The sequence below is a fragment of the Microtetraspora fusca genome, from assembly GCF_001570365.1.
Lineage (GTDB): Bacteria > Actinomycetota > Actinomycetes > Streptosporangiales > Streptosporangiaceae > Microtetraspora > Microtetraspora fusca.
In genome coordinates, this window is sequence record NZ_BBYK01000040.1 from 347,702 (window position 1) to 369,727 (window position 22,026).

Consider the following 22,026-nt stretch of genomic DNA (forward strand, 5'->3'; position numbering starts at 1 on the left):
TTCGGGCTCTTGAACATCACTCTCCGCGCTGGGACTCTTGGACTGTTCCCACCAGGTCGTAGGAGGCTGCGATGCCCTCCCTGCACTCCCTCATTGCGGGGCTGGGCGCCCTCGGTCTGCTCTCGCTGCCGTTCCACCCCCACCCCAGCGGCTCGACCGACCGGGTCACGCCCGGCGTCGTGCGGGTCGAGTCCGCCTCGCACGTGTCGATCACCCTGCTCGACGACCGCAGCGTCATCCAGCAGGTCGTCCGCGAGTACGACACCGACCTGGCCGAGGGCAGCGGGTTCACCGTCACCCCCGACGGCGTGGTCGTCACCGCGACCGGCGTGGTGCAGGCGAGCCGCGACCCCCGGATCTACGCCGCGAACCGGGTCTTCTCCGAATACTTCAAGGTCAAGATCCCGGCGGACTTCTCCCGGCACACCCTCGACGACCCGGACCTCAACCGGCGATTACAGGCCTGCTATCCCCCGCAGGGACAGAACTCGACCTGCATCGCGACGGTCACCACCGACGTCACCGTCTTCCCCTACCTCGACCCCCCGCTGCCGGACGGGCTGCCCGCCCAGATCCTCACCACCGGCACCTCCCCCGCCGCCCCCGCCGTACTGAAGGTCACCAAGGGCGGCGAGAAGCAGACCCTCCCCACCGTGCCGCTGGCCGTCTCTCTCGGCCAGTCCGTCGTCGCCCTCGACGTGATCTCGTTCGCCGGCCGGCCGTCGGCCAAGCAGCCCGCCAAGGCCGACACCGCCCACCTGGACCCGCCCGGCACCCGCACGTTCAAGCAGGAGGACCGCGACAAGCTCGCGAAGCTGCTCAAGAACGGCGCGACCGGCGGCGCGCTGATCGACGACAACAAGAGCGAGGTCGTCGGGCTGCTGGCCGGCGACTCCGGCACACCGCTGACGATCACGCCGGTGGACGAGGTCCGCACCTCCCTGGTCGCCGCCGGCGTCACGCCGCGCCGCGGCCCGGTGGACGTCGTGTACGAGAGCGCGCTGGCGTCCTACCACAACAAGCTGTACGCCGAGGCGGTCCCGGTGCTGCTCCAGGTGCTCAACCTGCGGCCGGACCAGGCTGTCGCGCTCGACCACCTCAAGGTCGCCAGGGCCAAGGCGGGGACCGCCGAGGACGCGGGCGCCCGGGTCGCGCCCTCGCCGGTGGCCGCGGCGAAGCGGTCCTCGGCGACCTCGTCGCTGCTCTGGCTGGGCGGCGGCGCGGCGGTCGTGATCGTGATCGCGGCGGGAGCCGCGGCGGCCCTGGCCCGCCGCCGACGGCGGCGATCCGGCGCGGAGGCCGGGAGCGCCGCCGACGACGCGCACGATCCGGCCCCCAACGGGGTGGCTTCCGGGCAGGCGGGGGCGGAGGTCGGCTCCTGGCCGCCCGCCGCGACCCAGGTGTTCGAGGCCGCGCCGTACGAGGCGCCGGTCTCCCCCCGGCGGGACGCCTCCGAGGGAGCCGGGGCGGCAGCCGCCGCGCCGCCGTTCGACGCGCGGCCCGCGCCGGATCCATCGCCGCCACGCGGGCAGGCGCAGCTCAAGTTCTGCACCCAGTGCGGGATGCGTCTCGGGCAGGGCCACCGGTTCTGCGGCTTCTGCGGGCATCCGGCGGACCCGCGATGAGCGAGCCGTCCGGGCTGGTCGGCCGCACGCTGGGCGACTACACGATCGAGGCCGTCGTCGGACGCGGCGGCATGGCGACCGTGTACCGCGCGCGCGACCGGCGGCTCGGCCGCCCCGTCGCGCTGAAGATCCTCGCCCCGCAGCTCACCCACGACCATCGGTTCCGCGAGCGGTTCGTCCGCGAGTCCCGGATGGTCGCGAGCATCGACCACCCGAACATCATCCCGATCTACGAGGCGGGCGAGCGGGACGAGCTGCTGTTCATCGCCATGCGGTACGTCGAGGGCAGCGACCTGCGCCGGCTCCTGCTTTCGGCCGGGCCGCTGCCGGTGGCGCGGGCGTACCGGCTGTTCGCGCAGATCGCGTCGGCGCTGGACGCGGCGCACGCCGACGGGCTGGTGCACCGCGACGTGAAGCCGGCCAACATCCTGGTGGCGGACGGCGACCACGTCTATCTCACCGACTTCGGACTCACCAAGAGCTCGTCGGCGGAGGCGGGGCTGACCAGTCACGGCCATTTCATGGGCACGCCCCGCTACGTCGCCCCGGAGCAGATCCGCGGCCTGCCGGTGGACGGGCGCAGCGACCTGTACGCCTTCGCCTGCGTGGCGTACGAGGCGCTCACCGGGCTGCCGCCGTTCCAGCGGGACAGCGAGCTGGCGCTGCTGTACGCGCACGTCTCACATGAGCCGCCGCCGGTCACGCCGTACCGGCCGGACCTGCCGCACGCGGTCAACCACGTCACGGCGCGGGCGCTGGCCAAATCGCCGAACGAGCGCTACCCGACCTGCCAGGCGTTCGTCGCCGCTTTGCGCGACGCGATCAGCGGGCACGGCGACGAGATCGGCGGCGGTGCCGGTGGCGTCGGCGGCCCGCTCCCGCCGGTGACGCCTCTCCCTCCCGGTGGGCGTCCCGCGCCGGTTACGGGAGCGGGGCCGGCGGGGACCGGCACTCCCACGTCGTATCCCCCGACGCTCGCCGCCACCTCGTATCCCCCGGGATACGGCGCGCCGCCCGGTCCCACCTCTAATCCACCCGGGTACGGCGCGGCACCCGGACCCACCTCGTACCCCCCGGCTTCCGGGCACGCCTCGCCCCCGACACCCGAGCCTCCCGGGTCCGCCGAGGCGACCGTCGGGGGGGCCGGGCGGCGTCGGCGGCTGCCGCTCGGGCCGCTGATCGGCGGCTGTGCCGTACTGGTGTCCGTCGTGGTGGCGGCCGTGCTGATCCTCACCCGGGGCGGCGACACCGCGGCGACCTGGAACACCTATCCCGGGTCCGTCGCGGCTCCCTTCACGATCGCCTACCCCTCGACCTGGGGGGACGCGAAGACCAACGGCGACCAGTGGATGATCGCCACACCCGCGACCGACGAGTTCAACGCCCTGTTCGCCATCCCGGGGAACACCGACTGGTCCAAGGTCAACCCGGTCATCAACGGGCAGCCGGAGCGCGCCTCGGGGATCTTCGCCCAGGTCAACAACGCGCTGAGCACGTCGGACTCCCCTGTGGAGCTCCAGCAGAGCCTGCCGTCCGCGCTGCCGGGCACCGTCGCCTTCACCGGCGCTCCGATGGCGGCCACGGTAGGAGGCCGCCCCGCCGTCAAGCTGTCCGGCGTGGTGGGCGACCCCGGGCAGGGCGGCCGCCTCGACTTCTCCGCCTACGTCGTACGGCAGGGCTCCGGAGAGTCGTCGGTGTTGATCACGTTCTTCTGCGCGAAGTGCGACCCCGGCCTGATCGACCACATGATCAACACCGTGCAGTTCACCTCGTAGACCAGCCGTAGACCAGCCGGCTCGTCGCGCCGCGCCGGCCGTACGGAACGGCCGGCCGAAACAGGCGGCCCCGAGGCCGAGAAAGCCCAGGATTCATGGGAACCCGATTCCGGAGACGCGTCCGCGCGGGTGGGTCAGCCGGGCCGTCGCGCCGGGGAGACCAGGCCGGTCTCGTAGGCCACGATGACGAGCTGGGCGCGGTCGTGGACGGACAGCTTCGCGAGGAGGCGGCGGACGTGGGTCTTGACGGTGGAGACGCTGACCCCCAGCCGGTCGGCGATCTCCGGGTTGGTCAGGCCACGGGCGATGAGGCCCAGGACCTGCCGCTCCCTGTCGGTCACCTGGCTCAGCTCGCGGGCGATCAACGCGTCGGTCTCGTCGCGGCGCGCGAACTCGGCGATGAGGCGGCGGGTGACGGTGGGGGCGAGCAATGCCTCGCCGGAGGCCACGACACGGATCGCGGCGAGCAGATCGGCCGGCGGAATGTCCTTGAGCAGAAAGCCGGCGGCCCCTGCGCGCAGCGCCCGGAAGACGTACTCGTCCAGGTCGAACGTGGTCAGGATGACGATGCGGACCGCGACCAGCGCGGGGTCGGCACGGATGAGGCGGGTGGCCTCCAGACCGTCCATGCCGGGCATGCGCACGTCCATCACCAGGACGTCGGGCCGCAGCCGGACGGCCGCCTCCACCGCCTGCGCACCGGTGCCCGCCTCGCCGACCGCGACCATGTCGGGGGCGGTGCCGACCAGCATGGTGAGCGTGGCCCGCAGCAGCGGCTGATCGTCGGCGACGACCACCCGGATCGGGCCGGTCACGACGCCGCCCCACGTACGCAGGGCAGGCGGGCCAGCACTCGGAAACCGCCTTCCGGGCGGGGCCCGACGGTGAGGCTCCCGCCGTACATCAGGCACCTCTCGCGCATGCCGATCAGCCCGTACCCACCACCGGCGGTGGGGAGGCCCGGCCCCTCGTCGGCCACCTCGACCTCCATCACGCCCGGCTCCGGCGAGGTGATCCGCACCCGGCAGCGGGCCGCGCCGGCGTGCTTGACCACGTTCGTCAGCGCCTCCTGCACGATGCGGTAGGCGGCCAGGGCCACCCCTTCGGACGGCTCGACGTCCAGGTTCACGGTCAGGTCCATCTCGACGCCCGCGCGGACGGCGAGCGCACGCAGGTCCCGCAGCCCGGGCGCGGGCGCCGTCTCCGCCACCCCTGACACGCCGGGCACGGAGTCGGTGGCCCCCGAGCGCAGCATGCCCAGCACGGCCCGTATCTCGGCCATCGTCGCCCTGCCGGTGGCCTCGATGACCCGCAGCGCCTCGCGCGCCTCCCGCGGTCGGTCCTCGGCGACCATGCCGGCGACTCCGGCCTTGAGCGTGATCAGGCTCACGCTCTGCCCGATGACGTCGTGCAGATCCCTGGCGATCCGCAGGCGCTCGCCCGTCACCGCCCGCATGGCCGACTGCTCCGCCACCCGTACGGCGTGCAGCCGCTGCTCCCGGACCGCCAGGCCGGCCGTCCACGCCAGGCCCATCAGCAGCCAGCCGAACGCGATCTCTGAAAGACCGCCCGGCCACGCGGATCCCCCGGCCGGTGCCATCGCCGCCGCGACCCCGGCCAGGGACGGGACAAGGCAGGCGATCGCCCGCCGCCGCGGCTCCAGCGACCCGACGGCGTACAGGATGACTGCGACGGGGACATACAACGCCTCCACGCCCATGAGCAGCCCCGCCGCGGCCCCCACCAGCGATATGGCGAGCATCGGCACAGGCCACGACCGCCGGGCCGCGACGGGCAGGGCGGCGACGGCCACCGCCGGCAGCGGCAGGACCTGCGCGCCCGTGCGGGCGCTCGCGGCGAAGCCGAAGGCGACGGCGAGCAGCAGCGCGGCGACCGCATCCACGGCGACCCAGTGGACGCGGCGCAACCGGTGCGTGAGCAGGGGGCGCGAATCGCGATCGGTCACCCCTCGACCGTAAAGGGCGCAGGTCACCCGGTGGAAGAAAGTTCCTCCCGAAGGATGACCCGTCGGCCGGAACCGGCCCGGGCGTACCCTCCTGGGCCGACGCGAGGCTCGTGCCCGCGTTCGATGCCGGGCGGCCACGCGTGCACGAGCGTTGACGGCATGTACAGATCACGACTCATGATCGGCGTCACGGCGGTGCTGGCCGCCGTCGTGACCACCACGGCGGGCGCCGCCCACGCGGACGCGCCGCCCAAGACGGCGGGATCGGCCGGACCGGCGGCGTCCCCGGTGAGACTGGTCCTGCCCGCCCCTACGGGGCCGCATCGGATCGGCACGGTGGCGCTGCACCTGGTGGACGGCTCCCGGCGGGACCCCTGGGTGCCGACGGTCCGCAAGCGGGAACTGATGGTCAGCCTGTGGTACCCGGCGCGGAAGTCGGAACGTCGTCCGCTCGCCCCCTGGATGCCCGCGTCCGCCGCCGAACGCTACTTCCGCGACGTCGGCGTGCCGCCCGGAAGGCTGCTGCCGGGCACGACGCACGGACGCCAGGGCGCGCCGCTCGACGGCCGCCTCGGCCGCCTTCCCGTCGTGCTGTACTCGCCCGGGGCCAACGCCTCGCGCTCGTACGGCACCGGCGTGGTCGAGGAGCTGGCCAGCCGCGGCTACCTGGTGGTGACCATCGACCACACCTACGACGCCGCCGTCGTGGAGTTCCCCGGCGGCAGGGTCGCGAAGAACCCCGGCGGCGAGATCACCGACTATGCCAAGGCCGCCCGGGTGCGCGCCGAGGACGTCCGCTTCGTCCTGAACGAGCTGACCGCGCTCAACGCGGGCCGAAATCCCGACGCCGAGGCCAGGCCCCTGCCCAGCGGACTGCGGGGCGCGCTGGACCTGAAGCGGATCGGGATGTTCGGCCATTCTCTGGGCGGCGCGTCCACTTCCTCGGCCATGTACGCCGATCGGCGGATCAAGGCCGGGCTCGGCCTGGACGGCGCGGTGATCGGCCCCGTCGCCGGGGCCGGGCTGGACCGGCCGTACATGGTGGTGGACACGCCAGGCAAGGGCGGGATGTCCACGAACCCGGCCCTGCGGACGTTCTGGTCGAACCTGCGCGGGTGGCGGCTCCACCTGACCGTCAAGGGCGCCGCGCACAACTCCTTCGGCGACGATGTCCAGCTCATCCCGCTGATCGCGCCGCTGATCGGGCTGGCGCCCGAGGAGGTCGCGGAGTCGGTCGGCGCCATCCCCACCGCACGTGCCCTGGCCTTCCAACGGGCCTACCCGCGGGCGTTCTTCGACCTGCACCTGCGTGGGAAGAGGAGCCCGCTCCTTGAGGGACCGGCCCCCGGCTTCCCGGAGGTGACCTACACCCGCTGACCGCGCGCTGTCGAACTCGCCGTCACGCCGCCCGCCGCCGCACAGCGCGTGAAAAGGCAGCAGCGACCTCTCGCCTGCTCGGGATCGGCACGACCGCTCTCGCGACCCATGTGGCGCACCGGGTGCGCCATCTCCACCTTCTCCGGAGCATTCATGCGACTTGACCGTGGACCCCCGCCTCCCCAGTGGTGCTGCACCGGAAAACACCCGGCGGCGGATCAGCGGACGGGGCGGACCGGCAGCGCCGGGATCCGGCTCAGGCAGGCGGTCCCGCGCAACTCGCCGGTACGGATGAAATCCGCGGCGAGGCGGGCCACGCATCCGCTCTTCTCCCCGGTGGGCACGTGGCCCGCGTTGGGCACCTTGACGAAGGTCGCATCCGGGAACTGGGCGGCGGCCCGCCGGCCCTGGTCCAGCGTCGTGTTCGTGTCGAGGTCGCCGGAGAGCACGAGCACCGGAAGATCGGGCGCGGCGCCGTACCGCGGGGCCCGGGGCGTCTCACGCGGCCAGCGGAGGCAGGCGTCGGCGCTGTCCGCGACGGCGGCGGTCCAGCCGCGGGTGCTGAACGGACCGAACGTCCCGTCCGCGCGGCGCAGGGCGCGCTGGAAGGAGGCCCGCCGGGCCGGTACGGCCGATCGGCGGTCCCAGACCACGGGATAGTCGTTGCAGAGGACCGCGACGCTCTGCGCCCGCGAAGAGCGCGCCTCGGGCGGCAACGTGCCCATCATCTCGACGGTCTGCCGGGTCATGGCGACGAGCGCGGCCGGCTTCCCGCGCGCCGCCTCACCGACCGCCGCGGGCAACTCGCTCCACGCGGCGGGGGTGCCTCCACTGCCGGCGACGTAGTAGTGCAGCAAGGCCAGCATCCGCTCGTCCATGGCGACGGTCCGGGACCGACCGGCGAAGCGCGCCGTGAAACGGATCGGGTCCTTCCGGAGCCGGGCGGCCAGCGTTCGCAGGTCGGCGACCGCCTCGCCACCCCGGCAGGTTCCGCTCCGCGCGCACAGCCGGCCGAGGATGTCCGGGACGGCCCGCGCGCTGGAGCGGCCGAGCGGGTCGCTCGCCAGCGGGTACGCGCCGGACAGCACGATCCTGCGCACGCGGTCCGGGTGGCGGTGCGCGTAGACCGTGCTCAGGTAGGTGCCGTACGAGACGCCGTACAGATCCACCCGGTCGACGCCGAGCCGGGCGCGCACCGCGTCGATGTCGTCGGCCGACTCCGCCGAGGTGTAGCCGCGCGCCCGCGCTCCGAGCGCGCGCCCGCACTTCCCGATCTCGGCGACGTACCGCTCCCGGGACAGCAGGTACAGGTCGTCGGGCAGGCCGCACTCGATCGTCTCGGACCGTCCGACACCGCGCGGGTCGATCAGGAGCAGGTCGTGGTCGGCGCGCAGCGCCGCGGTCTGCTGGGCGAAGAGGTCCACCTGACTGATGGCCGGCTCGCCGGGTCCGCCCGGCACCGGCACCACCGTGCCCGCGGCGGGACGGCCGGTGCCGGTCCGCCGCACCAGCGCGTACGCGATGCGCGTGCTGCCCTGGGACGGATCCGCGCGGACCAGCGGGACGGTCAGCGTCCCGCACTCGACCCGCCTGCCCTCCACAACGGGGCACCAGTCGGGCTGGGAGACGTCCGCCGATGCGGACGGAACCGAGGCGGCCAGCACCGCACCTGCCGCCAGCACGGCGACGACGCATCGCCGCATGTTCGTAGCGAAACTCATGATCGAGATGCTGTCGGAACGGCCGATCACGTCCCATCCCGTCCGCACCCGGGACCGAGGTAGGGCCTGCACTACGGTTTCCGGACTTGCAGGGCTTTCTGCATGCCGTGATCAAGGGAGATGAAAGCGCCCGGTCGTTTCCTGGAGGCGCACCGCAGGAGAACACCCCCGCCCAGGAGATCACCATGAAGCGCACCGCACTCGGTCTGGCCGCCGCCGCGATCGCCGGCCTCTCCCTCGCCGTCCCCGCCACGATCCTCGCCGCGCCCGCGTCCGCCGCCACCCCCGACCCCGGTCCCGAGACCTGCCTTCAGGGCTACGTGTGGCGGGAGGCGCGCCCCTCGGACCTGGTCTGCGTCACGCCCGAGGTGCGCACCCGGACCGCTCAGGAGAACCGCACCAAAGCCGCCCGCTGGACCGACGGCGCGTACGGCCCGCACACCTGCCTGACCGGCCTGGTCTGGCGCGAGGCGTTCACCGGAGACGACGTCTGCGTCTCCCCCGAGCTCCGCGACGAGACGCTGGACGCCAACCGGACCTCTGCCGACCGCAAGGTCCTGGCCCGCCTCTGGATCAGCACGTACCAGCCGAACGGGCCGGGCACCATCCCGCGCATCCAGATCAACGGCGACCACTACAACTTCGGCACCGTCTCGGTCATCTTCCGGTACAACAGCGGTCAGATCTACAAGAGCGGTTACGTGAAGGCCGTCGCCAACGCCGGTTACGCCGGGGGCAGCTTCGGCAAGAAGCTCGACCTCCTCTACTGCTCCCGGTCCGGGAAGCCGAACGGCTACGTCCAGGCGCACGACCTGAAGTCCGGCCGCTGGTCGGCGCGCATCCCGGTCAACGTCGGGTGCGCCACCCTCTGACGGCTCCGACGCGTACCCCTCGGGCGCGGCGGGGTCGACCGGTTCACTCCGGTGAGGCCGCCGGGCTGCGCAGGGAGAGCCACGCGGCGAGGCCGTACATGCCGAGCCCGAGCAGCACCATCAAGACGATCATCGGCCACTGGAGCGGGCCGGGCAGGTAGAGGGCGAGGAACCAACTCCGCTCCGCGCTGCCCTGGATCTTGTTCACTCCCGCCGCGATGCCCTGGGGGAACAGCGGAATCGCCCCGGTCGACCAGCAGATCACCACGACGATCCGCTCTCGGAGCGGGAGCTCCTCGAACCGCCGCCCGCCCCAACGGCTGCCCGGCGGAGGGGGCGGACGCGCGACCCCCATGCCACATTTCGGTAGTGGTTCTCCTGGAAGCGCGTGATCGCCAGGACGACCGCGATGGCCAGGGCGGCCGCGACAATGGACAGGGCGTTGCCGACGATGTCGGCAACGGCCGCATCCCGTATGTCGTACAACTCCTCGACATTCACGTATTTGCGGCCCACCAGTTTTGTGACCCATGCGGCGACCAGCCACGCGAGCCACCAGGCCCAGACCAGGCCGGAACGGCGGGCGGTCCACAAGTTTCCGCTCTCGGCCAGGGCGCCGGACTTCGAAGACGTCCAGATGTCATCAACGAGGCGACCTTCGCCGCGGCGTGGTCGTTGCGCCCGCGCCGCGAAGCCGACGATGCGGCGCGAATGACGCGCTCCGGAATGGTCGGCGGTGGAGACGCGAGCGTAGCCCACCAGCGCGCCGGACAGCACCGCCGGTTCGGCCTGCAGCGGGTCGCCGCCGAGCGAACCTTCCAACAGCAGCCCATCGGACAGCCTGGCGTCTGTCATGGAGATGTCTCCCACAGGGCGGAGGATCGTGATCGTGGTGGCACCCATCGGTGCTGGTGCTTGTTGCCATGGCAGCCATCGGAGCACCTGGCACGCGGCGGGCGCCCGGCTTGATAGGCAAGCCGCTACTTGCATATCGTGTGGCTGTGGGCGAGGATGTCTTCAAGGCGCTGGCCGACCTCACCCGTCGGCGCATCCTCGATGAGCTGGCGGAACGGGACGGTCGAGCCTTAGCCGAGATTTGCGCATGGCTGATGACCAAGCACGGTCTGAGGCTGTCCCGACAGGCGATCAGCCAGCACCTGGCCGTGTTACGCGAGGCCGGACTCGTCGTGGTGCGCATGGATGGCAAGCAGCGTGTGTACGCGCTGCGCCCAGAACCCCTTACCAAGGTCGACCAGTGGCTGGAGCCGTATCGCATGTTCTGGTCGAAGCGCCTCGACGCTCTGGAACAACACCTGGAGGAGAACCCATGATTCACGGAACCCTGGAAACGATCGACGGTCGCCCAGCGCTGCGCTTCGAGCGCACGCTCGCCTACCCGGTCGAGCGCGTGTGGCGAGCTGTCAGCGCGCCAGCCGAACTCGAGCGCTGGTTTCCCGCAGCCACCGACTGGACACCGGCGGCAGGCGAGACCTTTGAGGCCGCCGGCGCGACCGGCGAGGTGACTGAGGTCGATCCACCTCATCGCCTGGCTTGGACCTACGCCGACCAGCTGTACAGCTTCGAACTGGCCGCTCAAGGAGACGGCTGTCGTTTGATCTTCACCCACGTCATCGACGACCGCGACCTCGCAGCGCAGACCGCTACCGGATGGGAGACCTACCTCTCGCGGCTCCAGCCTCATCTCGCCGGCAAGTACCTCTCCGAAGAGGAAGCACACGAGCCGTGGGAGGAAATTCACGAACGCTACGCCGAGCGCTTCGGGGTCGACCCGACGCCGGGTCGGCGCTTCGCGGCGGCTCTGCGTGGAGACAACGGCGACGCCTGAGTTACTGCACTACTGCATTGCCGACCGTGTCTACCGGGTCACGGTGCGACGGTCGGCGCCGAGCCGTGCGGCGACCGCGCTCCAATTGCGGACCGCCGAGACCGAGCAGGTGCTGCGCCGCTTCATGAAGGGCAGTGGTTCCAAGCAGTCGGTCTACCTCGCCCTGGAGGAGCCGGCCGGGCCGTACGGACGATTTTCGCTTGTAACTCCCTTGCTGACGAGCGGCTCCGCAGGGAGATCAACAGCGGCCTTCAGTCGTGGGGAACTGCGACAGCGCCGACGACAAGGCCTGTGCGATGAGCCGCCGAACCGTGCGTCGGCCCGTCTTCCGGGGTGCGTCCGCCCTCGGAGGACCGGCCGACGCGTTCGCGCTGTCCGGGTGTCAACAGGATGCGAACATGCCGGCTGTCCGCGGTTCATCCGCTGATGAAGTCCATCCGTATCGTGCGCCGCGGGCTCGGGCGGCCCCGCACGCGACCGGCCCGGGCGATGGCCGACAAGGCCTACTCCTCCCGAGCCAATCGCCGCTACCTGCGCCGACGCGGCATCAAGGCGGTCATCCCCGTGAAGAGAGACCAGCAGGCCAACCGGCAGAAGCTCGGTTCCAAGGGCGGGCGGCCGCCCGCGTTCGACCGTGAGCGCTACAAGGAGCGCAACACCGTCGAGCGTTCAACAAGCTCCGCCAACATCGTGCCGTGGCGACGCGGGACGACAAGCGCGAGCTCATCTATCAGGGCACCCTCGATGTCGCTTCGATCCGGATCTGGCTCCGACCCCCAGTCACATGATCACAGGACACCCCACTAGCCCAGGTGGGTCGCCGTCCACTGCCGTGCTCCGGCGAGGACGGCCCGGTGGACGGCGCGGGCGATGCGGGCGCCCCAGATCGATCTCGGGCCGCCGAAGAGCTCCGGTCCGGCGTCCCCGCCGTCCCATGTCGCACGGCCCACGCCGGAGCCGCCGCCCGTTCCCTGGTGTGTCCCGGCATCCCGTACGGCGACGCAGACCGCGTCGGACGCGGTTCCGGTGCCCGGGAACCCGGCCTCGATCAACGCCTGGGTCTTCGCCTCTGTCACGGTCATGACGGCGTTGATCAGGGCCGCGTCGGTGAAGGCGACCGGAACCGCCACGATGATGTTGATCGTCCCGGGTGCGGGGAACCCGGATGGCGCGGAGCCGCGCGGCGCCTCGTCACCCGGTGCCGGGTCGCGGGGAGCCGAGTCGAGTGAGGCCGGACTGTGCGATGTCCGATCGGCCGGTGCCGCGTCGTGCAAGGCCGCGCTGTGCAAGAGCGGGTGGTTCGGTGTCCGGTCGGGCCGGGCCGGATCGTACGGGGTAGGGGTGCGCGGGGCCCGGTCAGGCGACAGTGGGCCGAACGTCGCCGGGTCGGCGAACGCGGGACGCAGTTCGGGATCGGGCCTGCCCTCGGGCGACGCCGCCCAGGTGGGGACGCGCAGCCCCACCGTGGCGACCGCCTCCACTCCCCCGTCCGACGCCTGGACGTACCGGTCCACGGACGCCGCGGTGAGCATCCCCACCCCGGCCCCGGCGCCCTGCGGCGCGAGTTCGGCCAGGTGGTCCAGCGGGTCCATCCGGGCATATGCGGCGACGACCTGGGCGTTCAGCACCCACGCGCGGGGGCCGATGCCGCCGCCGAGCATCGCCGACGAGATCATCCGCCACCCCGGGCCGAACTCCCACAGCAGCGACGCGAGCCGCGCCCCGTCCTCGTGCCGGTACCCCAGCGTCATCTTCATGCCGGGCAACCTATCGATCATCTGGGCGGAGCAACCGCACGAGAGGCCGTCCGTCCTCCTCGGGGTCCACGCGTACGCGGGCGCCGAAGTGCCGGGCCAGCAGCGGCTCGGTCAGCACCTGCGCGGGAGGCCCCGACGCGACGACCCGGCCGCCCGCGAGCAGCAGCAGCGCGTCCGCGTACTGCCCGGCCAGGCTCAGGTCGTGCAGCGTCGTCACGACGGTCAGGCCGTCGCCCACGCGCAGCCGGTCCACGAGTTCGAGCACCTGCTGCTGGTGTCCCAGGTCGAGGGCGGTGGTCGGCTCGTCCAGCAGCAGGACCGGCGCCTGCTGGGCGAGCGCCCGGGCGAGGACGACGCGCTGGCGCTCGCCGCCGGACATGTGCGCCAGCGGGCGGGCCGCGAAGCCCGCGAGGTCGAGGCGCTCCAGCACCGCACCGGCGACCTCCCGGTCCGCCGCGCTCTCCCGCCCCAGATAGGGGATGTACGGCGTGCGCCCGAGCAGGGTGTAGTCGAACACCGTCATATCGGGCGGCAGCGACGGGCTCTGCGGTGCGTACGCGATGAGCCTGGCCCGCTCGCGCGGCTTCAGGTCCCGTACCCGGACGCCGCCGACGGCGACCTCACCCGTGTGCGGCAGGAGTCCCATCATGGCTTTGAGCAGGGTGGACTTGCCCGCGCCGTTCGGACCGACGACGGCCAGCCACTCGCCTCCGGCCGCCGAGACCTCGGCGCCGGAGAGGACCTCGCGCCCGTCCAGCCGCACGCCGAGATCGGTTACTTCAAGGGGGTAGGTACGGCGGCCGCTCACGTGCCCACCTTCCGGGTCAGGCGCAGGACCGCGACGAAGAACGGCGCGCCCACGAACGCCGTCACGACGCCGATCGGCAGCTCCGCCGGGGCGAGGACCGTACGGGCGACCATGTCGGCGAGCACCAGGAAGGCCCCGCCGCCCAGGAAGGAGATCGGCAGCACGACGCGGTAGGACCAGCCCGCCAGCCTCCGCACCACGTGCGGAACCACGATCCCGACGAAGGCGATCAGCCCGCCCGCCGCCACCGCGGCCGCCGTGGCGAGCGAGGCGGCGAGCAGCACCACGAAGCGGACCCGGCCCGCGCGCAGCCCCAGCCCGGTGGCCTCCTCGTCGCCGACCGACAGCACGTCGAGCAGCCGCCCGTGCAGCAGGAGCACGACCGTCGACACCACGGCGTACGGCGCGATCATCCGCACCTGTTCCCAGCCTCCGCCGACGTCGCCCAGGATCCAGGAGTAGATGCGCTGGAGCTCCTCCAGCTTGAGCTGCTGTGCGAAGGTCTGGATCGCGGTCAGGAACGACGTGACCGCGACGCCGGCGAGCACCAGCGTGGCGGTCCCGCCCCCGCGACCGGCGGTGTTCCCCACGGCGTACGCGAGGAGGACTCCGCCGACCGCGCCCGCGAACGCGGCGAGGGGGATGACCGCCCCTCCGTTGTCCCCGCCGAAGAACACGACGACCAGGGTCACGCAGAGCCCGGCACCGGCCGCCGCGCCGAGCAGGTACGGGTCGGCCAGCGGGTTGCGGAACACCCCCTGGTATCCCGCGCCCGCGATGGCCAGCAACCCGCCGACGAGGGCGGCGAGCAGCACGCGCGGCAGCCGGAGCTGGAACAGCAGCCCCTGGTCGACCGGCGCGAGCCCCGAGTCCAGGTGGACGAACGGCAGCCGGTCGAGCAGGGCGAACAGGATCCCCTTGGGCGAGATGTCGGCCGCGCCGGCGAGCAGCCCGACGGCCATGCTCGCGAGCAGGAGGGCCGCCGCGACCAGCAGCGTCGTCGCCCGGAGCCGCCTGGGCCGCGACCGCCCCGCCTCCGACCGTCCGATGTCGAGGTCCACGTCCGGATGTCCGCGTTCTGCTGCAAGACGGTCTGAGGCGCGGCCGTCCGATGCCGACCGTTCCGATGCATCAGCGTTGGACCGTCTCGCGTCGGAACGGCGGGCACCCGGCCCGTCGCCCTCCTGCCCCACGACCTCCACGACCTCCGCCGCCTCCGCCCGGCCCACATCCGCTCGTACGCGATCGGTACCAACCAAATCAGCACGGAGCGCATCGGAGCGCTCCCGATCACGTTGGACCACGTCGGATCGGGGCGAATCCGTACAGAGCGGATCGGCGCGGGGCGGCTCGGAACTCATGACGCGATCAGCTCGCGGCCTTCTGGACGCCCTCGCCGATCGCCTTGGCGAGATCCACGACGCGCGGACCCCAGCGGGAGGCGATGTCGTCGTCGAGCTCGATCACCCGGTCGTTCTTGATGGCGGACAGCCCGGACCAACCGGGGCGCTTGGCGAGCGCCTCCTTGTTCTGGCCGCAGCACTTGGTGTCGCCGAGGAAGATCAGCGCCGGGTCCGCCTTGACGACGAACTCGGCCGAGAGCTTGGGATAGCCGCCGGCCGCGTCGGGCGCCTTGTCGGCCACGTTGACCAGCCCGAACAGGCCGTAGACCTGCCCGAGGAAGGTCGTGGACGTCGCCGCGTAGGGCGTGGTGTCAAGCTCGTGGTAGTAGGTGAGCTTCTTGTCCTTCGGCGCGGCGGCGGCGAGCTGCTCCAGCTCGCTCTTCATGCCCGCCACGACCTCGGCGGCCTTCTCCGCGTTGCCGGTGGCCGCGCCCAGGTCGGTGATCTCGTCGTACGCCTCGTCGAGCGTGTTGGCGGCGGGCTCCACGATGACGGGCACGCCCACCTTCGTCAGCCCGGCCACGACGTTGTCGATGTCGTTGGAGAGCACGACCAGGTCCGGCTTGGCCGCGACGATGGCCTCGACGTTGGGCTTGAACCCGGACAGCGACGTCTTCGGCGCCTCCGCCGGGTAGTTGGACTGGTCGTCCACGGCGGTGACCTGGCTTCCGGCGCCGACGGTGTACAGGGTCTCGGTGGCCGTCGGGGAGAGCGACACGATGCGCTCGGGCCGCTTGTCGATGGTCACCGCGCCGTTGCCGGCCTGGACAGTGACGGGGAAGGCGGAGCCCGCGGCGGGCGCCGAAGCGGTGGCGCTCTCGGAGGGCGCGGCTCCTGTGGTGCCGTCCGTCTGGCCACAACCGGCCAGGACGACGACACCCAGCAACGCGCCCGCGAAGCTCGTGCGTAGCGGCGACACGAAGTCCTCCAGGGGGATCACCGGGAATTGGAGAGACCCGTGACAATTGACGGATCACCCTTTTCCACGAGGGTCGATGGCGTCGGCGCACGGTGCAGGCGACCTGGCTCTCCCCCTGGGGACGGGGGCTCACAGTTGCGGGACAGCGCCGGACTCTCACCGGACTTCGCTACGCCGTGCGTCGGGATGAACGGTATCAACCGGACCACTGACCAAATAGTCTTGCCCCCGTGGGAGGGATCGTTCAGCGCGCGAGACTGGCCGCGCGGGCGACCGGCCACCTGCTTCTCAGCCTGCTGCTGGTCCCTCTCTGCGTGCTGGCTCTCCTGCAGTTCCTCCTGTCGCTGGTGCTCAGCGTGACGTTCGTCGGCCTGCTGCTGCTGCCGGTGACGACGCGAGTGAACCGGGCCGTCACCGGGCTCGCCAGGCGGCTCGCCTCCCGCTGGCTCGGCCGGCCGGTCACGGCGCAGTACGGGCCCCGCTCGGGCCTGCTGAACCGGGCCCTGCAGACCCTGAACGACCCGATGACCTGGCGGGACATCGGCTGGCTCGCCCTCCATCTCGTCGCCGGTATGGTACTGCCCGTCCTGGCGATCGCCCTGTGGTTCGCGCTCGGGTTCGACCTGGGCCTGCCGTTCTGGTGGTGGGCGGTGACGGCGGAACACACCGTGAACCTGACCGGCATCCCCATCGACAGCTGGTTCAAGGTGATCACCGTCGTGCCGGTCCACTTCGCGGCCTTCACCGCCATCGCGCTGTGGGCGATCCCCCTGCTGGCCACCGCCGACGCGCACCTGTCCCGGCTGGTCCTCGCCACCCCCGAGCGGGTACGGCTGGCCGAACGCGTCGCGGAGCTGACCGAGACCCGGGCGGCGGCGCTCGACGCGCACGGCGCGGAGCTGCGCCGCATCGAGCGCGACCTGCACGACGGCGCGCAGGCCCGGCTGGTGTCGATCGCGATGCGTCTCGGCATCGCCGAGCGGATGATGGCGAGCGACCCCGACAAGGCGGCCGAGCTGGTCTCGGAGGCCCGGCGGAGCACCGAGGAGACGATGACCGAGCTGCGCGGCATCATCCGCGGCATGTACCCGCCGATCCTGGCCGACCGCGGACTGCCCGGCGCGGTGGCCGCCCTCGCCGCCGGATGTCCCGTACCCGTGACGACCGCCACGGACGGCGTCGACCGGTTACCCGCCGCCGTGGAGGCGGCGGCCTACTTCGTCGTGGCGGAGGCGCTGACCAACGTGGCCAAGCACAGCGGCGCGTCGTCCGTGTCGGTACGGCTGAGCGAGGCAGGCGGGCGGCTGACCGTCGTGGTCTCCGACGACGGCCGGGGCGCGGCGGACGAGACCGCGGGCACCGGCCTGAAGGGGATCCGGCGCAGGGCGGCGGCCTTCGACGGGAGCGCCGACCTGTCCAGCCCGCCCGGCGGACCGACGACCCTGACCGTGGAGCTGCCGTGCCGGTGAGAGTGCTGATCGTCGAGGACAACGTCCTGCTGGCCGAAGGGCTGGCGCTGCTGCTCCGCACCGAGGGGCACGAGGTGACCGGGACGGTCGACACCGCCGAGGCGTTCCTCCGCGCCGTCGACGAGCAGCGGCCCGACATCGCCGTGGTGGACGTGCGGCTGCCGCCGACCTTCAGCGACGAGGGCGTGCGCGCCGCCGTCGAGGTGCGGCGCAGGCACCCGGGCCAGCCGATCCTCGTGCTCTCGCAGTACGTCGAGCGGACGTACGCGACGGAGCTGCTGGCGAGCGGCGAGGGCGGCATCGGCTACATGCTGAAGGACCGGGTCAGCCGGGTCTCGGAGTTCGTCGACGCGCTGCGGCGGGTGGCCGGCGGCGGCACGGCCATGGACCCCGAGGTCATCTCCCAACTGCTGGTACGGCAGGGCCGCCATCCGGTGGACGCGCTGAGCCCGCGCGAGCGCGAGGTGCTCGCCCTCATGGCCGAGGGCAGGTCGAACGGCGACATCGCGGCGCACCTGTCGGTCACGGAACGTTCGGTGCACAAGCACGTCGGCAACATCTTCCTCAAGCTCGGGCTGCCGCCGAGCGACGGCGGGCACCGCCGGGTGTTGGCCGTGCTCAGCTACCTCTCGCACTGACGGGGTCGGGTGTTCCGGAGGGTGATGGTGTAGCTGGCTACACCATCGGTGGTAGTCCTGGCCGACGATCAGAACGGGGGACTGCACCGCTGCGTTGAGCAGGGGTTCCTCGCCATGCTTGAGGAGTTGATCCCCAGCGGAGGCGAATTCCCCCATGTCACTGACCATGCTCCCCCCGTCCGGTACCGGCGTGCCGGCGAGTCCCGCGCACCGCGACAGGTTCGTCGACATCCTGCGCGTTTTCGGGATGATCCTGGTCGTCGTCCAGCACTGGACCATGCCGGTGCTCGTCTACGCGGACGGGCGACTGTCCACGGGGAACGCGCTGGCCGGGGTGCCACTGATCACGTGGATCAGCCAGGTGATGCCGCTGGTGTTCTTCGCGGGCGGCGCCGCGAACGCGATGAGCTGGCGTTCCGCCCTGGCAAAGGGGCGCACGCCCGGGCACTGGGTGGCGGGGCGGCTGCGGCGGCTCGCCTGGCCGGTGCTGCCGCTGGCGTTCGTCTGGCTGCCGCTCCCCTACGTTCTCGGGTTCTTCGGCGTGCCCGCGCAGCCGGTCGAGGTCGCGGCCCGGACCGTGGGGCAGCTCCTGTGGTTCCTCGCCGTCTACCTGCTGGCGGTGGTGACCACGCCGTACCTGACGCGGCAGCCCGCCGGCCGGGTGCTTCCGGCGCTGGCGGCGGGCGCGGTCCTGGTGGACGTGGTCAGGTTCTCCGGGCTGGAGCAGGCGGGCTACCTGAACGTGCTGTTCGTCTGGCTCGCCGTCCACCAGGTCGGGTTCCTGTACGCCGAGGGCCGGCTGGAGTGGCTGCGCGGTGGGCGCGCCCTGGCGCTGGCGGTCGCGGGCTTCGGCATGGTGGCCGGGCTGGTCGCCGCCGGGCCGTACCCGCCGCACATGATCGGGATGCCGGGAGCGGTGTCGAACATGGCCCCGCCGAGCGCCTGCATGCTGGCGCTGTTCGTCGGGCAGCTCGGGCTGGCGATGCTGCTGCGCCCGGCGCTCGACCGGATCACCCGCGACGGCCGGGTGGACACGCTGCTCCGCGTCCTCGCCCCCCGGATGATGACGCTCTACCTCTGGCACATGACGGCGCTGGTCCTCGTGGCGGGGATCGCCGTCCTGGGCTTCGAGGCGAACACGCCCGAGGTGGGCACCGCCTCCTGGTGGGCGCGGATCCCGCTCTGGCTGGCGGCTCTGACGATCGTGTTGCTCGCGCTGGTCGGCCTCTTCGGCCGGATGGAGGAGCCGCCCGGCACCGCCTCGGCCCGCATCGTGGTCGTCGGCACCCTCATGATCGGCGCGGCGCTGACCGCCCTCATGGTCACCGGGTTCGCCGTCGGGGTGCTCCCGCCGCTCGCCACCTGCGTGCTCGTCGCGGGCCTGCTCGTGCTCACCCGTAGGGACGCGGCACGGGCGGGCGACCCGGCGCCGGCCCTCCCTGGGCGTGGCCCGGCGACAGCGAGCGGCGCCCTGCCGGGATGATTCCTGATATGGACGTCATTCTGCTGAGGCACGGCGAGACGGAATGGAGCAGGGACGGACGGCACACCGGCCTGACGGACCTGCCGCTCACGGAGCGGGGCGAGGAGCAGGCGCGCGCGCTCGGCCGCGTGGTGCGGGAGCGCGCGTTCGCCCTCGCCCTCTCCAGCCCCGCGCGGCGGGCCCGCGAGACCGCCCGGCTCGCCGGGCTCCCGGCCGTCGAGACCGATCCCCACCTGTGGGAGTGGGACTACGGCGGCTACGAGGGGATCACCACCCCGGAGATCCGCGCGACGCGCCCCGGCTGGTACCTCTGGCGCGACGGGGTCGTCCCGGGCGACGCCGCGCATCCCGGCGAGAGCGTCGCGCACGTGGGCGAGCGGGCGGACAAGGTGATCGCCCGCATCCGGGCCGCCGACGGCGACGTCGCGCTCGTCTCGCACGGTCACTTCCTGCGCGTGCTCGCCGCCCGCTGGCTGGGCCTGCCCGCCGCCGACGGGCGGTTCTTCCGGCTGGACACCGGGACGTACTCCGCCCTCGGGTTCGAGCACGGCGAGCCCGCCATCATGTGGTGGAACGCCCCGGTTCCCTGACGATCCCAGCTCTCTTGAGGACGCGGCGCCGTTGACGCGTCCGGGGAAAGGGGTGGCGTGGGCGCGGCCTCCCGGCTGCGGACGCGGCGCCGTTGACGCGTCTCAGGTGGTGCATCGGGAGCTGGCGTCCCGGCCGGAGCGCGCGCTCAGCCGGTCGCGACCTGCTGGGGCTGGGGACCGCGTCCGGTCAGCCATTCGAGGACTTTGCGGTGTCCGGTTCGCGCGTCCTCGAAGTGGCCCCAGTGCCAGTACCTGGGCTGGTCCCGGACCCCGGTGACCCACGTCCGGTAGGCCACCGGCCGGGGCCGCCCGTCGGCGGGCCCCGCCGCCGTGGCGACGCCGTACGTGCGGATCACGACGCGGCCGCCGGGCGCGAAGAGCACGTCGTCGGCCACGGGATAGAAGGTCATCTGGTCCAGCATGGCGAGCCCCCTGATCTCACGATGGTGTGGGACCCAATCTGCCGGACGCGTGTTACACGGTTCCGCACGAGCCGGTTAAGGCCGTACGTGGTCGCGTAAAAACGGCGTTACACCAGAAGACCGTCGAACTCCCCGTCTTTGACTCCGAGCACCAGCGCTCGGATCTCGTCCCGTGTGTAGATGAGCGCAGGCCCCTCGGGGAACCGGGAGTTCCGGACGGCCACACCGCCGTCGGGAAGCTCGGCGAGCTCCACGCAGTTGCCGGTCGAGTTGCTCCGAACGCTCTTTCGCCAGGTGACCCCGGTCAGCTCAGTGGCCGGCATCCCGTTATATGTCTGCATTTACATCTCTCTGAGAAGATCGCCGATGATCTCGGCGGTACCCCCGGGCGTGGTGCTCTCCACGCACAACTGCTCCATGGCTGTGAGGTAAGGATCGATGTCCTCACGCTTGTCGAGGTACAGCGCACCCCACAGCTGCTCGACGTAGACCACGTCCGATAGGTCGGACTCGGGAAACCGGAGGATCGTGAACGCCCCTCCCTCCGCCGCGTGCATGCCGAAGCGGAACGGCATCACCTGGACGGTGATGTTGGGCAGCATCGACACCTCCAGCAGGTGCTGGAGCTGCTCCTGCATGATCCCCTCGCCACCGATGGGACGCCTGAGCGCGGCTTCGTCGATGACCGCCCAGAGCCTCGGCCCACCCTTCTGCCGCAGCCGCTCCTGGCGCTGCATGCGCAGGTGCACGCGGTGCTCGATCGACTCCTCCGGGTCGTCCGGGTAGCCGAGTCGGATCACCGCGCGGGCGTAGGCGGCCGTCTGGAGCAGGCCGGGCACGAACTGCACCTCATAGGTGCGGATCACGCTCGCCGCCTCTTCGAGCCCGATGAAGGTGACGAACCAGTTCGGCAGCACGTCGCCGTACTTGTGCCACCAGCCGGGCGTGTTGGCCTCACGGACCATCTCCAGCAGGCCACGGCGTTCGGCGTCGTCGTGGACGCCGTACAACGTGAGCAGGTCTTCGACATCACGTGTCTTGAATCCGACCCGTCCGAGCTCCATCCGGCTGATCTTGGATTCTGAGGCGCGGATATGAAATCCCGCGACCTCCCGGGTCAGCCCCCGGTCCTCGCGCAGTTTGCGAAGGCTCGCACCAAGCATGATTCGCCGAACGGTGGAGCCGGATCCAGGCGGATCTATCGACACGTGCTATTCCTCCGGTATGTGGACTGGTTCACAGTCTGTCAAAGATCGCCCCCTTCGTCCCAGAGGTGTATTGGGGGTAACCGTAGCGCCTGCATCCCCCGAATGCACGTGCATCCGCTCTTGCACATGCACGTGACCTTGCACCAT

23 protein-coding genes and 1 riboswitch are annotated in these 22,026 nt (G+C 71.9%); of the genes, 11 read left to right on the plus strand and 12 right to left on the minus strand.

The window, feature by feature from the left end; genetic code table 11:
* Positions 1 to 71 precede the first annotated feature (71 nt).
* Both AWQ68_RS06990 and AWQ68_RS44700 read left to right on the plus strand, forming a co-directional pair.
* Positions 72 to 1,625, plus strand: a complete 1,554-nt coding sequence (locus AWQ68_RS06990; RefSeq protein WP_066936402.1) for a zinc ribbon domain-containing protein — start codon at positions 72 to 74, stop codon at positions 1,623 to 1,625.
* Positions 1,622 to 3,400, plus strand: coding sequence for a serine/threonine-protein kinase (locus AWQ68_RS44700; RefSeq protein WP_066936405.1), 1,779 nt, complete (start codon positions 1,622 to 1,624; stop codon positions 3,398 to 3,400). The genes AWQ68_RS06990 and AWQ68_RS44700 overlap by 4 nt, the downstream gene beginning before the upstream one ends.
* Before the next feature lie 134 nt (positions 3,401 to 3,534).
* Here the strand turns inward: AWQ68_RS44700 and AWQ68_RS07000 are convergent, their stop codons facing one another.
* Positions 3,535 to 4,215 carry a response regulator gene (locus AWQ68_RS07000; RefSeq protein ID WP_066936408.1) on the minus strand — a complete coding sequence of 227 codons (681 nt, stop codon included), beginning with the start codon at positions 4,213 to 4,215 and terminating at the stop codon, positions 3,535 to 3,537.
* On the minus strand, positions 4,212 to 5,366 hold the full coding sequence (locus tag AWQ68_RS07005) for a sensor histidine kinase (RefSeq protein ID WP_218006787.1): 1,155 nt from the start codon (positions 5,364 to 5,366) through the stop codon (positions 4,212 to 4,214). The genes AWQ68_RS07000 and AWQ68_RS07005 overlap by 4 nt, the downstream gene beginning before the upstream one ends.
* A gap of 159 nt (positions 5,367 to 5,525) precedes the next feature.
* Between AWQ68_RS07005 and AWQ68_RS07010 the strand changes: the two genes are divergently transcribed.
* Positions 5,526 to 6,743: an alpha/beta hydrolase family protein gene (locus AWQ68_RS07010; protein WP_218006788.1), complete on the plus strand. Its 1,218-nt coding sequence runs from the start codon at positions 5,526 to 5,528 to the stop codon at positions 6,741 to 6,743.
* Between the two features lie 218 nt (positions 6,744 to 6,961).
* On the opposite strand, the gene AWQ68_RS07015 is transcribed toward AWQ68_RS07010, so the two are convergent.
* Complete coding sequence (locus AWQ68_RS07015) at positions 6,962 to 8,464, minus strand: alpha/beta fold hydrolase (protein WP_157544979.1); 1,503 nt, start codon at positions 8,462 to 8,464, stop codon at positions 6,962 to 6,964.
* 185 nt (positions 8,465 to 8,649) lie between these two features.
* Here AWQ68_RS07015 and AWQ68_RS42135 point away from each other — a divergent pair, with 185 nt between their 5' ends.
* Entirely contained in the window at positions 8,650 to 9,336 is a 687-nt protein-coding gene (locus AWQ68_RS42135) for a hypothetical protein (protein WP_066936414.1), read from the plus strand.
* A gap of 43 nt (positions 9,337 to 9,379) precedes the next feature.
* On the opposite strand, the gene AWQ68_RS07025 is transcribed toward AWQ68_RS42135, so the two are convergent.
* Both AWQ68_RS07025 and AWQ68_RS07030 read right to left on the minus strand, forming a co-directional pair.
* A complete protein-coding gene (locus AWQ68_RS07025) occupies positions 9,380 to 9,601 on the minus strand; it encodes a hypothetical protein (protein ID WP_157544981.1) in 222 nt (73 codons plus the stop codon).
* Complete coding sequence (locus AWQ68_RS07030) at positions 9,598 to 10,239, minus strand: DUF4328 domain-containing protein (protein ID WP_066936420.1); 642 nt, start codon at positions 10,237 to 10,239, stop codon at positions 9,598 to 9,600. The genes AWQ68_RS07025 and AWQ68_RS07030 overlap by 4 nt, the downstream gene beginning before the upstream one ends.
* A 98-nt stretch (positions 10,240 to 10,337) precedes the next feature.
* Here AWQ68_RS07030 and AWQ68_RS07035 point away from each other — a divergent pair, with 98 nt between their 5' ends.
* The 3 genes from AWQ68_RS07035 (at position 10,338) to AWQ68_RS40535 (ending at position 11,989) form a co-directional block, all read left to right on the plus strand.
* Positions 10,338 to 10,667, plus strand: coding sequence for an ArsR/SmtB family transcription factor (locus AWQ68_RS07035; RefSeq protein ID WP_066936423.1), 330 nt, complete (start codon positions 10,338 to 10,340; stop codon positions 10,665 to 10,667).
* Complete coding sequence (locus AWQ68_RS07040) at positions 10,664 to 11,182, plus strand: SRPBCC domain-containing protein (RefSeq protein WP_066936426.1); 519 nt, start codon at positions 10,664 to 10,666, stop codon at positions 11,180 to 11,182. Before AWQ68_RS07035 ends, AWQ68_RS07040 begins: the two co-directional genes overlap by 4 nt.
* A 426-nt stretch (positions 11,183 to 11,608) precedes the next feature.
* The gene (locus AWQ68_RS40535) at positions 11,609 to 11,989 is read left to right on the plus strand and encodes a transposase (RefSeq protein ID WP_169808868.1); all 381 of its coding nucleotides are present in this window, start codon (positions 11,609 to 11,611) and stop codon (positions 11,987 to 11,989) included.
* Here the strand turns inward: AWQ68_RS40535 and AWQ68_RS07045 are convergent.
* The 4 genes from AWQ68_RS07045 to AWQ68_RS07060 form a co-directional block, all read right to left on the minus strand.
* Positions 11,986 to 12,939: an adenosylcobinamide amidohydrolase gene (locus tag AWQ68_RS07045; protein WP_245655778.1), complete on the minus strand. Its 954-nt coding sequence runs from the start codon at positions 12,937 to 12,939 to the stop codon at positions 11,986 to 11,988. The two genes, AWQ68_RS40535 and AWQ68_RS07045, sit on opposite strands and share 4 nt — an antisense overlap.
* Before the next feature lie 10 nt (positions 12,940 to 12,949).
* Entirely contained in the window at positions 12,950 to 13,747 is a 798-nt protein-coding gene (locus AWQ68_RS07050) for an ABC transporter ATP-binding protein (protein WP_066936429.1), read from the minus strand.
* The gene (locus AWQ68_RS07055; RefSeq protein ID WP_084463743.1) at positions 13,744 to 14,709 is read right to left on the minus strand and encodes a FecCD family ABC transporter permease; all 966 of its coding nucleotides are present in this window, start codon (positions 14,707 to 14,709) and stop codon (positions 13,744 to 13,746) included. The genes AWQ68_RS07050 and AWQ68_RS07055 overlap by 4 nt, the downstream gene beginning before the upstream one ends.
* Before the next feature lie 406 nt (positions 14,710 to 15,115).
* On the minus strand, positions 15,116 to 16,069 hold the full coding sequence (locus AWQ68_RS07060) for an ABC transporter substrate-binding protein (protein WP_066936725.1): 954 nt from the start codon (positions 16,067 to 16,069) through the stop codon (positions 15,116 to 15,118).
* A 76-nt stretch (positions 16,070 to 16,145) separates the two neighbouring features.
* A riboswitch (cobalamin riboswitch) is annotated at positions 16,146 to 16,261 on the minus strand.
* Between the two features lie 38 nt (positions 16,262 to 16,299).
* Between AWQ68_RS07060 and AWQ68_RS07065 the strand changes: the two genes are divergently transcribed.
* The 4 genes from AWQ68_RS07065 to AWQ68_RS07080 all read left to right on the plus strand — a co-directional run bounded on the left by AWQ68_RS07065 (position 16,300) and on the right by AWQ68_RS07080 (position 20,249).
* Positions 16,300 to 17,538 carry a sensor histidine kinase gene (locus tag AWQ68_RS07065; RefSeq protein WP_066936432.1) on the plus strand — a complete coding sequence of 413 codons (1,239 nt, stop codon included), beginning with the start codon at positions 16,300 to 16,302 and terminating at the stop codon, positions 17,536 to 17,538.
* A complete protein-coding gene (locus tag AWQ68_RS07070; RefSeq protein WP_066936728.1) occupies positions 17,535 to 18,176 on the plus strand; it encodes a response regulator in 642 nt (213 codons plus the stop codon). Before AWQ68_RS07065 ends, AWQ68_RS07070 begins: the two co-directional genes overlap by 4 nt.
* Positions 18,177 to 18,330: 154 nt before the next feature.
* The gene (locus tag AWQ68_RS07075) at positions 18,331 to 19,659 is read left to right on the plus strand and encodes an acyltransferase family protein (protein ID WP_174554084.1); all 1,329 of its coding nucleotides are present in this window, start codon (positions 18,331 to 18,333) and stop codon (positions 19,657 to 19,659) included.
* An 8-nt stretch (positions 19,660 to 19,667) separates the two neighbouring features.
* Entirely contained in the window at positions 19,668 to 20,249 is a 582-nt protein-coding gene (locus tag AWQ68_RS07080) for a histidine phosphatase family protein (protein ID WP_245655779.1), read from the plus strand.
* 146 nt (positions 20,250 to 20,395) lie between these two features.
* Here the strand turns inward: AWQ68_RS07080 and AWQ68_RS07085 are convergent, their stop codons facing one another.
* From AWQ68_RS07085 to AWQ68_RS07095, 3 genes are all read right to left on the minus strand, one after another.
* Positions 20,396 to 20,659 (minus strand): hypothetical protein, encoded by a 264-nt coding sequence (locus AWQ68_RS07085; RefSeq protein WP_245655780.1) that lies wholly within the window; start codon positions 20,657 to 20,659, stop codon positions 20,396 to 20,398.
* A 119-nt stretch (positions 20,660 to 20,778) separates the two neighbouring features.
* Positions 20,779 to 21,012 (minus strand): DUF397 domain-containing protein, encoded by a 234-nt coding sequence (locus AWQ68_RS07090; protein WP_066936441.1) that lies wholly within the window; start codon positions 21,010 to 21,012, stop codon positions 20,779 to 20,781.
* A complete protein-coding gene (locus tag AWQ68_RS07095) occupies positions 21,013 to 21,879 on the minus strand; it encodes a Sco1979 family transcriptional regulator (protein ID WP_084463715.1) in 867 nt (288 codons plus the stop codon). It lies immediately after the preceding gene.
* Between the last annotated feature and the right edge of the window lie 147 nt (positions 21,880 to 22,026).